Origin of the sequence: Pseudoalteromonas sp. GABNS16E (assembly GCF_028598715.1) — a bacterium.
Lineage (GTDB): Bacteria > Pseudomonadota > Gammaproteobacteria > Enterobacterales > Alteromonadaceae > Pseudoalteromonas > Pseudoalteromonas atlantica.
In genome coordinates this window covers 88,517-101,957 of the sequence record NZ_JAQREZ010000002.1, presented here as the reverse complement: position 1 = coordinate 101,957, position 13,441 = coordinate 88,517, and the positions used below count along the sequence as shown (strand labels likewise).

Sequence of the window (13,441 nt, the reverse complement as noted above, 5' to 3'; positions counted from 1 at the left end):
AGTTACTCCAACTAAAGTTCCTTAAAAAGGAGCTATTTAGATTTAAGCAGGTTGCTTGGGTTCAATGCGTAAAATTTTAATGCCTACGTACGCATAAATAATGGCTAAGAAAGGGTTAATTAAATTAAAGAAAGCATACAAGGCATAGTCAAATGGGTTTATTAATAAAACGCTTTGCATGTACGCACCACAGGTATTCCACGGAATTAACGGGCTTGTTATTGTGCCGCCATCTTCTAAAGTACGCGATAAATTAACGGGCTTTAATCCACGCTTTTTATATTCTTCTTTATACATACGACCTGGCACTACAATAGCAATGTATTGATCAGCCGCTATTAAGTTGGTGCCCACACAAGTAGCAATGGTTGATGTAATAAGCGAGCCCGTGCTTTTTGCAATTTTTAAAATGCTCTTAACAAAAATATCTAATAAGCCGGTTTTTTCCATAATGGCACCAAACATAAGAGCTGTCATGATCAGCCATGTTGTAGTTAACATCCCTGCCATACCGCCACCACTGAGCAATGAATCCATTTTGTCATCACCCGTGTCGATGCTAAAACCATCGAAGAAAGTCGTCCAAATAATTTTAAAATAACCAACCAACTCACCCTGAGAAAGGTCAATTTGTGTCGCAATTAAATCAGACTGAAACAACATTGCCCACACAGCACCAATTACAGCGCCAATTGAAATTGCCGGAAACGCTGGCATTTTTTTAATAGCTAAAACTAGCAGCACAATTAATGGAATTAGCATTTCAAAGCCAATATTAAAGTTTTGCTCTAAAATCGCTGTTATTTCGTCAATCCTGCCGGCTTCGTTAGAAGCCGTTGCATTAAAGCCCATAAATATAAAAATGATTAATGCAATGACAAAGCTAGGAACAGTAGTCCATAACATGTGATGAATATGTTCAAATAAATCAGCTCCAACAACAGCCGGTGCTAAGTTAGTAGTTTCAGAAAGCGGACTGAGTTTGTCACCAAAGTAAGCACCCGAAATAACCGCCCCTGCCGTCACAGTTTGATCAAGCCCTAACCCGGTGGCCACCCCTAAAAGCGCCACACCTATGGTGGCAGCTGTGGTCCAAGAGCTACCTATACTCATTGCAACAATGCCACAAATTAAGCAGCTTGCGGCGTAAAACCAGCTTGGGTTAATAACCTGTAAGCCATAGTAAATGAGCGTTGGCACGGTACCCGACAACAGCCAAGTACCAATTAAGGCACCCACCATTAATAAAATTAAAATAGCCCCCAATGATAAGGTAATACCTTCAATCATGGCTTCTTCAAGCTTTTTCCACGTGTAGCCATTTTTTAGCCCTATTAATGCCGCAGCAAAAGTGGCAAATAATAACGCTATTTGGTTAGGACCTGATGACGAGTTATCGCCAAATAAATATACCGCTGCGCCTAAAAGGCAAATTAAAACAGTGATAGGAACAAGTGCATCAAAAAACGAGGCGGGTTTAATCGGTTTTTCTAAAGGCTTCAAAATAGTGACTCCTGCACACCACAAATCGTGGCGTGGTTATTTATTATTTTTAGCGTATCAGTGCTTTTTTAAGCCACAGTAATGTAACTCAATTTAGTAATTCGCGATTATAGCAATTTAGCGAAATTTAGGTAACAAAAAAGGCGCAAAAAGCGCCTTTTAAACGGGGTAAACACGTGTTTATTTTTTAGCGATGCGGCCAAAGTTAATGTAATCTTGAGTGATCAGTGCTGCCTCTTCTAAGAAAGGGTCAAGCTCTTCAATTACCTCAGGTACATCATCTAGGTTTTCTATTGGCTCTTTACCTAAACGCTTTAAACGCTCATTAGTGCGCGCTAGAGTACGTGCTTCATTTTCATCTTTTTCTTTAATACGGTCTGCTTCTACTAAAGAAATAGTTTTGCGGTCTTTTTCTTCATTGTAACGGGCAATATCATCAAATACATAACCAAACTCTGGCTCTGATTTAATACGTACTTCGTGCTGTTTTTCAAGATAAGTGATTACAGGCGTTAAATTACCCTGCCTATTGTACTTAGCTCGTACTATGCTATCCCATGGCAATGCATTATCTTGCTTGCTCTCGCCCCATTCTGCTGGGTCTATCGCCGAAGGGAATGAAATATCAGGAATAACCCCTTTATGCTGGGTACTGCCGCCGTTTATACGGTAAAATTTAGCAATAGTGTATTGTACGCTACCTAAGTCGTTGTCGTATAAATCGTACGCACGACCTAAGCCTTTGTGTTGCTGGACCGTCCCCTTACCAAAGGTTTGCTCGCCTATAATTACTGCGCGCCCATAGTCTTGCATTGCGGCGGCAAAAATTTCAGAGGCTGAAGCACTGTAACGGTCAACTAAAACAGTTAATGGGCCATCGTAGTAGGTAATTCCGTCACGGTCTTTTTGCTCTTCGATACGGTTATTTAATGTATGAATTTGTACAACCGGACCTTGGTCAAAAAACAAGCCTGATAGCTGTGTAGCTTCATATAATGATCCACCGCCATTTTGGCGCAAATCAATAATAATACCGTCTACGTTTTCTTCTTTAAGTTTAGCTAATTCAACTTTAACGTCTTTTGAAAGATTGTTGTAAAAGCCTGGGATCTCAATAACACCAATTTTTGAAGTTAAATTTGAATAACTCGCTTCAAATACTTCAGATTTAGCAGCCCTATCTTCTAAGCGAATTTTATCACGGGTGATTTCAACTACTTTAGGCGTGCCATGTGCATCAGAACCTTTAAGATACTGTAAACGTACCTTAGTGCCTTTAGGGCCTTTGATTAAATCAACTACATCATCTAAACGCCAGCCAATAACATCAACAAACTCTTTTTGATCTTGGGCAACGCCAATAATTTTATCGTCAGCTTTAAGCTGCTCTGTTTTATCGGCAGGACCACCTGGAACTAAGCTACGAATAACGGTGTAATCTTCATCTGGGCTTAAAACGGCGCCAATGCCTTCAAGCTCTAAGTCCATATCCATTTTAAATTGTTCTGCGCGGCGCGGCGATAAGTACGACGTATGCGCTTCAATGCTTCGCGCTAGCGAGTTCATTACAATTTGAAATGCATCTTCTGAATTTGTTTGCACTAAACGTTTTTGTGCATTTTTATAACGCTTGGTAAGGACCTCTTTGATCCCTTCCCAATCTTTGCCTGTCATTTTTAAACGTAAGGCATCGTATTTAACGCGTTCACGCCAAATTTCATCAAGCTCAGCTTGCGATGCTGGCCATGCTGAATCTTCACGGTCAAAAAAGTATTCATCGTCTTTATCAAACGTCATTTCTTTATCTAGTAGTGATAAAGAGTAATCATAACGTTCAAAACGGCGCTTTAAGCTTAAGTTAAAAATATCAAACGTAAAGCCAAGCTTACCGGTGGTAATCGCATTATCAAAATCGTTGCGGTATTTTTCAAACGCAGCAATGTCGCTTGCTAAAAACACACTTTTATTAAAATCAAGGGATTCGATATAACGATCGTACACTTTGCTAGAAAGCCCATCGTTAAATCGAACCGGTGTATAGTGTGAACGAGCAAATAAGTTAGCCACTCGTTTGCTGGCAGTGCCATGTTGACTTTCTTGTTTAAGTACAGGCAAGTCTTCAAGTTTTGCCGCTTCTACGGAAGCGAATAAAGAACCCGAAAACAGGGCAGCAACTAACGGAATGAGCGTAAACTTTTTACTCATACACAACTCCTTAATTTATTTACAACTTAAATAATGTATAAGCTGTCAGCTTTGGTTTTAACTTGCATGCCTGTTACTAATTCAACATGAACTTCGTCTTTGTTTACTTCAGTAATTACCGCATTTACAAGTGCTTGGCCAAGTTTAACCTTAACCTTGTTATTAACCTTGACCTCACTTGCAGGTAAAGGTTCAACTTTTCCTGAACGTTTAGCAGGGGCTGCTTTAGCTGGTTTGTTAGCTTGTGCATTGTTTTTGCTAGCGTGGGCTGGTTTTTTCTTGAAAGATTTAGAATCTGAATCTTGGCGTGGACGCTGTTGTTTTTTGCGTTTTGCCATTTTAGCACGGCTTTCTTCTAGTGCTTTTTGAGCGTGGTCAATGTGCTCTTGCTCAACTTTTTCACCTTGATTGCCATCAAGATCAATACGAAACTCTGACTTAGTCACAGCTTCTAAATAACGCCAGTTAGACGTGTATTTTCTAAGCGCTTGACGTACTTGAGTCTTACTTACTTTTTCAGACCCTTCTATACGCTCGGCAATATCTTTAAAAATACCGACTTTAAGCGGTTTAATACCGTCTTTTTGTTTAAAACATTGTGGAAATTCTTGATAAAGAAATTCCAGCACTTCATTAATATCTTTTAGCTTGTTTGTGGTTTCCATTTTAGAACCTATTTTTCACATCTTTTCATCAAGGGACGAGTCAACGTAGTGTATTACCCAGTCGATTAACTCTTCGAAGTCGGCTTCAAGTACAGCCAAATCACCTCGAAGGTGTTCCCAAATACCATTTATTATTTCATCGATTGATTCACAATCTAAATCATCTGGAAGTTTATCCCAGGCTATGTGAATCAAATCATTGAGCGTTTCCGCTACATGTTCTTCTTCCCCTTCCCAATCGCCTACATCTTGTACTGCGAATAGGTAGTCTTGAACATTTAGCAAGTCTTTCATTATAAGCTTGCCTCTAAGCATTTAACTAATGCTTCAAGACCTGCTTGGTCATCAGTATCAAATCGACCAATAGTTGGGCTATCGATATCAAGAACAGCAACTATTTTATCATTTTTCATGATAGGTACAACAATCTCAGAGTTAGACGCTGCATCGCAGGCTATGTGGCCATCAAACGCATGTACATCTTCGATTAGTTGAGTTTCTAACGTTGCTGCAGCCGTACCACACACCCCTTTACCAACAGGGATACGAATACACGCTGGATTACCTTGAAAAGGCCCAAGCACTAATTCACTTGGCGAATCCATAAAGTAAAAGCCCGCCCAATTTACATCTTCTAATGAGGTAAATAATAGCGCACTTACGTTAGCCATATTAGCAATGACATTAGATTCACCAGCAATTAGTGATTCAGTTTGCTTAACTAATGACTGGTAAAAATCGTGCTTTTGCATACCAAACTACTTCTTATTAAACAGACAGTAGCTAAAGGTACTCTTTGTCGTGAAAAATTGAAACCTTTTACAGGCAAAAAAACAGAAATAGCGCCGTTTTTCAGCACGCTTGATTAATATTTCTGCAATTATTTTTTTGATGTTTTACGCAGGCCAAATAAAAATAGTCCTGCGGCAAAAGCGGCCATTACACTATTAATTAGAAATATCTCGCCTGTTGTAGCACTGAGTAAATAACTAAATATTGCACCACCAAGCAGACCAAGTGTTAATACACCTGAATAATTCACTTTTGCATACTTAAACATAAGCAAATAACCCGGTACAACAAAAGCGGCCATAGTAAGCCCAACAATATGTGCGTTCGCGATTGCACTCATCAGTAGTTGTAAAAAAATGGTAACCGCATCGCCATTCATAGTGAGCCCATAATAAAGGCCAAGTAAACTACCAACAATCACAGGGGATAATAAAGAAAGCGCGACACTTTTGGCTAGTTGATGTTTCATATAAGTTCCTAAATACACACTACAAACATTATCTTAAGCATGCACCAAGTTCTTAAGGTTAGAAACAGAGACTATGGTCGTAATTTATGATGGGAAAACAAGCACTCTTTAAACTGCTGTAACTAGGCATTTTAATTTTATAAAACTATATCTTAGCGTTTCTAGCAAAGGTCTTTAACCCCCTTTGCAAGGTTGATAATTTGAAGATTTAACTTCTGTTGGGCTGTTTAGTGGGTGGGTTTAATAATGTTTTGCAAATGATTTTAATAAATGGTTTTGTGAACTAAAAACAAACACGCATTGTGCTGCCAGCCCACGCTTACTTTGAGCTGCTTAGTCGCCTATAAGACAAAGTTAACTACCTTATAGGCGCTATCGTCAATAAAACCTAACCATTAGATTTCAATATTAAATACGTTCTTCAATTAATGACTGATTTACGCATAGCCAGCGTCGTAGGTATACAGCACAGCAAAGCTGCAAAAGTGATGATGTATCGTTAATTGTGTCAAAAGGTTGGAATACAAATAAAACAAACACCGTTATCAATGAGAATCATTGCACGATAAATAATAAGTTTTCTTGAAGGTAAATCATCCTTGAGCCACAACATACTATTTTAATGACCAATTTTAAAATCTAAAAAAATAATAGTAGTACATCGATATGTTAATAGCGGTTAATAGCAAACCGAAATGGGCAAATAAGCGAGGAAACCTAAAGTGGCTTGATAAGAAAGCGTAAAAACAAAAAAGCCCGCTAAAAGCGGGCTTTAATATAATGGTGGAGAGATAGGGATTTGAACCCTAGATGGGCTACAAACCCATGCCGGTTTTCAAGACCGGTGCATTCGACCACTCTGCCATCTCTCCGAAAGTGCTATAAATTACAAGTAAGAGTGTACTCATAATTATTGTAATAAGGTGGTGGAGAGATAGGGATTTGAACCCTAGATAGGCTACAAACCTATGCCGGTTTTCAAGACCGGTGCATTCGACCACTCTGCCATCTCTCCGCACGGCCTGCATAATAGGGAAACCCATTGGCTTTGTGAAGCTTTTTTTTTAAAAAATTGTTTAAGTGCTTAAAAAACAATTAATTTGTTTAAAGATAAAACAAATAATTTCTTTTTGATGCTTAAATGAACTTTAATTAAAAAATAACACTCTATTGATCTACAAAGGTTTGCCCAAACATATAAGAGTTGGTAATCTAATTTTAGTTAAATTATCGAAACAAACATGTTTCACTTAAAGGAGCTCTACAATGGCATTTAATCATTCGTACAATACCGCTAAACCGGTAATGTCGACCATTGAAACAAACAAGGTACTTAAAAACACCTATTTCTTACTGGCCATGACATTAGCATTTAGTGCTGTTACGGCGGGTATTTCAATGGCATTACAATTACCTTACTTTATGGGAATTGTGTTCACACTGGTTTCGTTTGGTTTATTATTTGTTGTAAACAAAAAAGCAGACTCAGCCTCAGGCGTGTTTTGGGTGTTTGCTTTTACAGGCTGTATGGGCGCAGGCCTTGGCCCACTACTTAACTATTATGCAGCTATGCCTAATGGCCCTATGCTTATTATGCAGGCGCTTGGTTCTACTGCATTAATATTTTTTGGTCTATCGGCTTATGCATTAAACACTAAAAAAGACTTCTCATTTATGGGTGGTTTTTTAACAGTAGGCTTACTAGTGGTTATTGTTGCAAGCATAGTTAACATCTTCATTGGCAGCTCGCTAATGTTTATGGTGCTTAACGCTGCTGTTGTGTTAATTATGTCTGGCTTAATCTTATTTGATACTAGCCGTATTATTAATGGCGGCGAAACTAACTACATTCGCGCGACGGTCGCTCTATACTTAAACGTATATAACCTATTTACCTCTTTACTGCACCTTCTTGGCGCAAGTGATGACTAATTAAATAGTTCTGTTAAAATAGCCCCTTTATTGGGGCTTTTTTATTGGAATTGTTTTGGCGCGATTTGTTCTTTCTTTACATACTCCTCCTTCAGATCATGACTCAACGCAACGTATTATAAAGTTTGCGAATGCATGTTTAGCACAAGGCCACACCATAGATGCGATATTTTTGTATCAAAATGGGATTTATCACGCATCAGCTCACTTTGAGCTAGCCTCTGACGAACTGCAAATTCCTACGCAATGGCAACAACTTGCAGATAAAAACGTCAACTTAATGCTATGTATTACTGCAGCAGAAAAACGTGGCTTAAACACAAGCCAAACAGGTGTGTTTACTGTAGCCGGGCTTGCAGAATTTGCCATGCTAGCGAGTGATGCAGATAAATGGATACAGTTTAAATGAAAAACGTTTTAGTAATGAGCCAATCCAGCCCCTTTGATGAGCTTAATACCCGCGATGCCCTAGACATGGCACTGATATTTGCCGCAGTTGATCAAAATATTAGCTGGCTATTTAGCGGCCCTGCAGTGCTTGCTTTAAAACATAATCAATCAACACAGCAACTTGGTGTAAAAGATTTTTTTAAAAACATCAAAACGCTTGAAATCTATGAAGTAGAAAACATATATGTATGTGAAAAATCGTTACTCGATTATAACTTAAGCAAATCTCAATTAATTATTGATTCAACCAGCCTCAATTACACTGAGCAACAGCAGCTGATCGGCCAGCAAGATTTTGTGGTGAACCTATGAGTACATTACACATTTTTTCAAAGCCACTGGCTTATTACGACTCTACTCAGCTTGAAAACTTAATTAAATACACCGATAAAGTACTCCTTGTTGGTGATGCCTGTTATGCCGCTAAGCAGTATTTTCAATTAAACGATTCGCTATTGTTGCTTTTAGAGGATGCGCAGGCACGCGCAGTTAAACTAAGCTCAGGCCAAACACTTATTAATTACGATGAGTTTGTTGCCCTTACTCTATCTACTAACCAATCTATTACCTGGTAATCCATGCTTGAATTTAATAATCAACAAATCGACACTGATAAACAAGGCTACTTGCTAAATTACACCTTGTGGACAAAAGAGTTAGCCCCCATTATCGCCGAGCAAGAAAACATTATCTTGAGCGAACCACACTGGGAAGTGATTAATTTTGTGCGCAATTTTTACTTAGAATATAACACCAGCCCAGCAATAAGAATGCTTGTTAAAGCCATGGCTAAATCGCTTGGCGAGGACAAAGGCAATAGTATTTATTTGTATAAATTATTTCCCAAGGGGCCTGCAAAACAAGCCACAAAAATTGCCGGCTTACCCAAGCCCGCTAGGTGTATTTAATGGCGAACAAACCAATGCATAATCGCGCAAGTAAAAGTACCACTAAACGAACCACGGGTAGAACTTACTCACGCAGTGCGCTCACTAAAAAATGTACAACTTCGCGTGAAATTAAACCCGCTATAGCGCCTAAAGATAGAAAAATTGTTTTATTTAACAAGCCTTACGATGTGCTTTGCCAATTTACAGACGATGCCAATAGAAAAACCTTGGCTGAATTTATTCCCATTAAAGATGTATACGCTGCAGGCAGACTCGACCGAGACAGTGAAGGCTTGTTACTTTTAACAAACTGCGGAAAGCTTCAAAATACCCTTACCGCACCGAATAAAAAAACCAATAAAACCTATTGGGTGCAAGTTGAAGGCGAGCCTAGTAAAGAGGCCATTAATGCCCTGTGTAAAGGTGTTGAACTAAAAGATGGGATGACCTTACCCGCAAACGTAAAAATTATTGACGAGCCAAAACTTTGGCCTCGCGTGCCGCCGGTAAGAGAGCGAAAGTCGATTCCTACAACGTGGTTAAGTATTACAATTAATGAAGGACGTAATAGGCAAGTTCGCCGTATGACCGCCCATGTTGGGCACCCTACATTAAGGCTTATTCGCTACAGTATTGGCAATTACACGCTAGATGGCATAAACAGCGCACAGTACAGTGTTATAAAAGGTGAGGTAAATGCATAAACCCCATGTAACGGTGGCTGCTGTAGTAAAAAAAGGAGAGCATTTTTTACTGGTAAAAGAGCGAGATAAATTTACTTCTAATATTTGTTATAACCAACCTGCTGGCCATTTAGAAGTAAACGAAACACTGGCTCAAGCAGCCAGTAGAGAGCTTTTTGAAGAAACAGGTTTGTCCCTAACGCCCACTGGTTTAATCGGTATTTATAACTTACATGCGGCTAATGGGGTGCATTACTTACGCTTTTGTTTTATGTTTGATGGCACTCAAGTTACCACTGAGCCCTGCCCAAAAGATGCAGATATAATTAGTGCCAACTGGCACAGTTTAGAAGACATAAAAGTACTGCCTCTAAGAAGCCATTTAGTTTTAAAATGTATTGAAGACAGCCTAAACCGCCCTATTCAAGACGTAGACTTTATTTACGACGATAATTAAACATCTGCGCTTTATATAATTCTCAAAGCTATATAAATAGTCCAAGGCTATAAATTAACTTAATGCTAAACAATTTCGTCCTTGCCTTTTTGAATAATAAAGTGCGCTGTCGGCGGCCTTAATAAACTCTTTTTGATCGCAACTATCCTCTTTATTAATTGCGTGAATACCCATGCTCAGGGTTAAGTAGCCGGTAAAGCTGTCTTCATGAGGGATGTGCAGCTCTTCAATTGCCTTTTGAATATGCTCAGCAATAAATAAGGCCCCTTGTTTATCGGTTTGAGGCAGCAATACAACAAATTCTTCTCCGCCATAACGCGCCACAAAGTCCTCGGTGCGGCTTACCGTGCACGCTATTGCTTGCGCCACGTTATACAAACATAAATCACCTTCAACATGCCCGTAGCGGTCGTTAAAGAGTTTAAAGTGATCAATATCGATTAATATAATCGCCAAATCGTCACCACACTCAACGGCTTTTTCAAACTCTTTACTTAGCTTTTCATCAAAACGACGTCTATTTGCTATTTGTGTTAGCGAATCTAAAAATGCCATGTCGCGTAAAATATTTTGATCTTCTAAACGCTTGGTCGCATCATTAAATACAGCAATATATTCTTCGCCCAAATTGATTCCAGATACTTCCATGGTAATTGTATTACCGTTTTTACAAGTAACATGGTAATCATTCGCGGGGATGTCTTGCCCTGTTTCATTGCCAATTTCTAACGCCGATTGCCACGTTTTTTTCACGGACTCTCGATAGTGAGGATCTGGGTATGCATTAACCCACCACTGCTCTAAATTAGGTAAGTCATCAACGGTATAACCAAATACATCTATAAAGCGCTGATTAACTCTAATAATATCACCGGTTTTAGCACACACATTAGAGATAGGCATAGGCAAAATAGTAAATAAATGGGCGTAGTGGCTCATCTCGTGGCGCTTCATAGGATGATGCATTTTTTTAGAAAGGAAACTGTATGGCACATCTTCTTTTTCGTGAGAAAGCGAATGCTCCATAGTTAATACAAAGTACCACTCGTTCCACCATTTTTGTGTTGCTTCAATTAACGCCACTTCAGATTGGTTAATTAAATCTAAAGATGCGGTAACTGAATCAAAAATAGCATCAACGGGGCTAATCTGTTGAGAGTCTACGGGTACGCTGTGTTTAAATATTTCATGAAAAAGTTTGTAGGCAGATTGCTTAAACTCACTCGTCGGGTTTTCAAGTAGCTGCTTTACATGAAAGCTTGAGTTAGTCGTATAAAACGTAATTAGGGTCGTAAGTTTTTTTACCTGAAAGGCGTAATTCATATATTCATTCCGTTGAAAATATTAAGGCAATAAAATGCAAATTTAATACAAAAGTCTTGCCTGTTCCTTAATTGTACAACAAACACAAGGTAATACAGACGCTATTATTATGCGCTCAGACAATAATGGCACCGAAATATCTTTTTACAATGGCTTATTTAAATTTTTCATCATTTTTTATGTTAAATGCGTTTAAGTCTTATTTGCTATTTATTATATGAATAAAATAACTACAAAATCGTGTGTTTGCGCCACTCCTCCCTTTAAGCAAAAACAAAATGCGTGCTATAATCGCGGCCTTTCCAAGTTAACAGCAATCTGTATAAGCGAAATTATTCATGAGCGAAAATAGTCACATTAAAGTCATCGTTGGTATGTCCGGCGGTGTTGATTCTTCTGTATCTGCATATTTATTACAACAACAGGGCTACCAAGTAGAAGGCCTGTTTATGAAGAACTGGGAAGAAGACGACAATGACGAATACTGTGCAGCCGCTGAAGATTTAAAAGATGCACAAGCAGTGTGTGACAAATTAGGCATCGAGCTTCATACCGTTAACTTTGCAGCCGAATACTGGGATAACGTTTTTGAGTACTTTTTAGAAGAGTACAAAGCGGGCCGTACGCCAAACCCAGATATTATGTGTAACAAAGAAATTAAATTTAAAGCATTTTTAGAATTTGCAGCACAAGCACTTGGCGCCGATTATATTGCAACAGGCCATTATGTTCGTCGTGAACTACGAGACGACAAATACGTTATGTGCCGAGGCTTAGACGATAATAAAGATCAAAGCTATTTCTTATATACCTTAAGCCATGAACACATAGGCCAAACGCTTTTCCCAGTAGGCGATATAGCTAAACCAGACGTACGCCGTATTGCAGAAGAACAAGACTTAATCACCCACGATAAAAAAGACAGCACCGGTATTTGTTTTATTGGTGAGCGTAAATTTAAAGACTTTTTACAAAAGTTTTTACCTGCTCAACCAGGTGTGATTGAAGATACTGACGGCAACAACGTAGGTGAGCACGAAGGGCTTATGTATCATACACTTGGCCAACGTAAAGGCTTGTTAATTGGTGGCATGAAAGAAGGCTCTGGCGAGCCATGGTACGTTGTAGATAAAGACGTTGAGCGCAATGTGCTCGTTGTCGGACAAGGTAAAGACCACCCTCGCCTTTACAGCAATGGCCTAAACGCCAATCAATTACATTGGGTAGACCGTGTTGGTCCTCAAGGTACAACGCGCTGCACCGTTAAAACCCGTTACCGCCAAGAAGATATTAATTGTACCCTTCTCGTTGGGGAAGATGGTATGGCACGCGTATTGTTTGATGAACCACAAAAAGCCGTTACACCAGGTCAATCAGCTGTATTTTATGCCGATGATGTGTGTTTAGGTGGCGGTATTATAGATTCGGTGATTAAGTAATGAATCAACACCAAGTCATGGCGCTTGCCGCCATGTGCCAAGTGGCTAAACAAGTACAAAAAATTGCGCAATACGGCAGCGCAAACGATTCAGACTTAGACGTGTTATTTACAAGTATTGTACAAACATCACCCGCATCGCCGGTTGATGTTTATCAAGGTACGCATAACTTGCGCGACGGCTATAAAACATTAATGGCGCAGCTTACTGCTGGCGCTCAAAAAGATGTTGAAATAGTTAAGTACGTAGGTGGTTTAATGCAGCTTGAACGTATTTTAAATAACGAGCCAAAAAGCTTAGCTGAACTTGGCCGCCGTATCGACGACATTCATCGTCGCTTAGATCACTTTGCCATAACCGATGACACCGTAGTTGCCGGTTTAGCAGATATATACTCGTCGGTGCTGAGCCCCCTTGGGCACCGAATTCAGGTTTATGGTAAACCCGAGTTATTAAAACAGCAGCAAACGCAAAATAAAATTCGTGCCCTTTTATTAGCAGGAATTCGCAGTGCTGTATTATGGCGACAAATGGGCGGTAAACGCCGTCACTTTTTCTTTGCAAAAAGAAAAATTCTCGCTATTGCAAAAACAAACATTTAATTATCGTTCAAAACTAAAATTTAGGAGTTAT

General features: G+C 39.2%; 16 protein-coding genes and 2 tRNA genes. 9 read left to right on the top strand and 9 right to left on the bottom strand.

Annotated features, from left to right (window positions below):
• Window positions 1-42 precede the first annotated feature (42 nt).
• From nhaC to PSI06_RS01480, 8 genes are all read right to left on the bottom strand, one after another.
• Window positions 43-1,503, bottom strand: a complete 1,461-nt coding sequence (gene nhaC / locus PSI06_RS01515; protein ID WP_273602637.1) for a Na+/H+ antiporter NhaC — start codon at window positions 1,501-1,503, stop codon at window positions 43-45.
• Window positions 1,504-1,683: 180 nt separating this feature from the next.
• Window positions 1,684-3,708 carry a carboxy terminal-processing peptidase gene (prc, locus tag PSI06_RS01510; protein ID WP_248442228.1) on the bottom strand — a complete coding sequence of 675 codons (2,025 nt, stop codon included), beginning with the start codon at window positions 3,706-3,708 and terminating at the stop codon, window positions 1,684-1,686.
• 26 nt (window positions 3,709-3,734) lie between these two features.
• The gene (proQ, locus tag PSI06_RS01505; RefSeq protein WP_004586712.1) at window positions 3,735-4,373 is read right to left on the bottom strand and encodes an RNA chaperone ProQ; all 639 of its coding nucleotides are present in this window, start codon (window positions 4,371-4,373) and stop codon (window positions 3,735-3,737) included.
• 15 nt (window positions 4,374-4,388) lie between these two features.
• On the bottom strand, window positions 4,389-4,667 hold the full coding sequence (locus PSI06_RS01500; RefSeq protein WP_004586713.1) for a hypothetical protein: 279 nt from the start codon (window positions 4,665-4,667) through the stop codon (window positions 4,389-4,391).
• Complete coding sequence (locus PSI06_RS01495; RefSeq protein WP_004586714.1) at window positions 4,667-5,125, bottom strand: GAF domain-containing protein; 459 nt, start codon at window positions 5,123-5,125, stop codon at window positions 4,667-4,669. The genes PSI06_RS01500 and PSI06_RS01495 overlap by 1 nt, the downstream gene beginning before the upstream one ends.
• 128 nt (window positions 5,126-5,253) lie before the next feature.
• The gene (locus PSI06_RS01490; protein ID WP_024033524.1) at window positions 5,254-5,634 is read right to left on the bottom strand and encodes a hypothetical protein; all 381 of its coding nucleotides are present in this window, start codon (window positions 5,632-5,634) and stop codon (window positions 5,254-5,256) included.
• Window positions 5,635-6,415: 781 nt separating this feature from the next.
• Window positions 6,416-6,506, bottom strand: a tRNA-Ser gene (locus PSI06_RS01485).
• A 52-nt stretch (window positions 6,507-6,558) separates the two neighbouring features.
• A tRNA-Ser gene (locus tag PSI06_RS01480) sits at window positions 6,559-6,649 on the bottom strand.
• Window positions 6,650-6,900: 251 nt separating this feature from the next.
• On the opposite strand from PSI06_RS01480, the gene PSI06_RS01475 reads away from it, so the two are divergent.
• The 7 genes from PSI06_RS01475 to PSI06_RS01445 are packed head-to-tail and all read left to right on the top strand — an operon-like array spanning window position 6,901 to window position 10,046.
• Complete coding sequence (locus PSI06_RS01475; RefSeq protein WP_004586716.1) at window positions 6,901-7,566, top strand: Bax inhibitor-1/YccA family protein; 666 nt, start codon at window positions 6,901-6,903, stop codon at window positions 7,564-7,566.
• Between the two features lie 55 nt (window positions 7,567-7,621).
• Window positions 7,622-7,975, top strand: coding sequence for a sulfurtransferase complex subunit TusD (gene tusD, locus PSI06_RS01470; RefSeq protein ID WP_004586717.1), 354 nt, complete (start codon window positions 7,622-7,624; stop codon window positions 7,973-7,975).
• On the top strand, window positions 7,972-8,328 hold the full coding sequence (tusC, locus tag PSI06_RS01465; protein ID WP_055253730.1) for a sulfurtransferase complex subunit TusC: 357 nt from the start codon (window positions 7,972-7,974) through the stop codon (window positions 8,326-8,328). The genes tusD and tusC overlap by 4 nt, the downstream gene beginning before the upstream one ends.
• Window positions 8,325-8,591, top strand: a complete 267-nt coding sequence (gene tusB / locus PSI06_RS01460) for a sulfurtransferase complex subunit TusB (protein ID WP_273602638.1) — start codon at window positions 8,325-8,327, stop codon at window positions 8,589-8,591. Before tusC ends, tusB begins: the two co-directional genes overlap by 4 nt.
• A gap of 3 nt (window positions 8,592-8,594) precedes the next feature.
• A complete protein-coding gene (locus PSI06_RS01455; RefSeq protein ID WP_273602639.1) occupies window positions 8,595-8,924 on the top strand; it encodes a TusE/DsrC/DsvC family sulfur relay protein in 330 nt (109 codons plus the stop codon).
• Window positions 8,924-9,610 (top strand): pseudouridine synthase, encoded by a 687-nt coding sequence (locus PSI06_RS01450; RefSeq protein WP_273602640.1) that lies wholly within the window; start codon window positions 8,924-8,926, stop codon window positions 9,608-9,610. Before PSI06_RS01455 ends, PSI06_RS01450 begins: the two co-directional genes overlap by 1 nt.
• Entirely contained in the window at window positions 9,603-10,046 is a 444-nt protein-coding gene (locus PSI06_RS01445) for an NUDIX domain-containing protein (RefSeq protein WP_273602641.1), read from the top strand. Before PSI06_RS01450 ends, PSI06_RS01445 begins: the two co-directional genes overlap by 8 nt.
• Before the next feature lie 54 nt (window positions 10,047-10,100).
• Here PSI06_RS01445 and PSI06_RS01440 read toward each other — a convergent pair whose 3' ends face one another.
• Complete coding sequence (locus tag PSI06_RS01440) at window positions 10,101-11,369, bottom strand: sensor domain-containing diguanylate cyclase (RefSeq protein ID WP_273602642.1); 1,269 nt, start codon at window positions 11,367-11,369, stop codon at window positions 10,101-10,103.
• Between the two features lie 338 nt (window positions 11,370-11,707).
• Between PSI06_RS01440 and mnmA the strand changes: the two genes are divergently transcribed.
• Complete coding sequence (gene mnmA / locus PSI06_RS01435) at window positions 11,708-12,808, top strand: tRNA 2-thiouridine(34) synthase MnmA (protein WP_004586724.1); 1,101 nt, start codon at window positions 11,708-11,710, stop codon at window positions 12,806-12,808.
• A complete protein-coding gene (gene hflD / locus PSI06_RS01430; RefSeq protein ID WP_004586725.1) occupies window positions 12,808-13,410 on the top strand; it encodes a high frequency lysogenization protein HflD in 603 nt (200 codons plus the stop codon). Before mnmA ends, hflD begins: the two co-directional genes overlap by 1 nt.
• The last annotated feature ends 31 nt before the right edge of the window (window positions 13,411-13,441 follow it).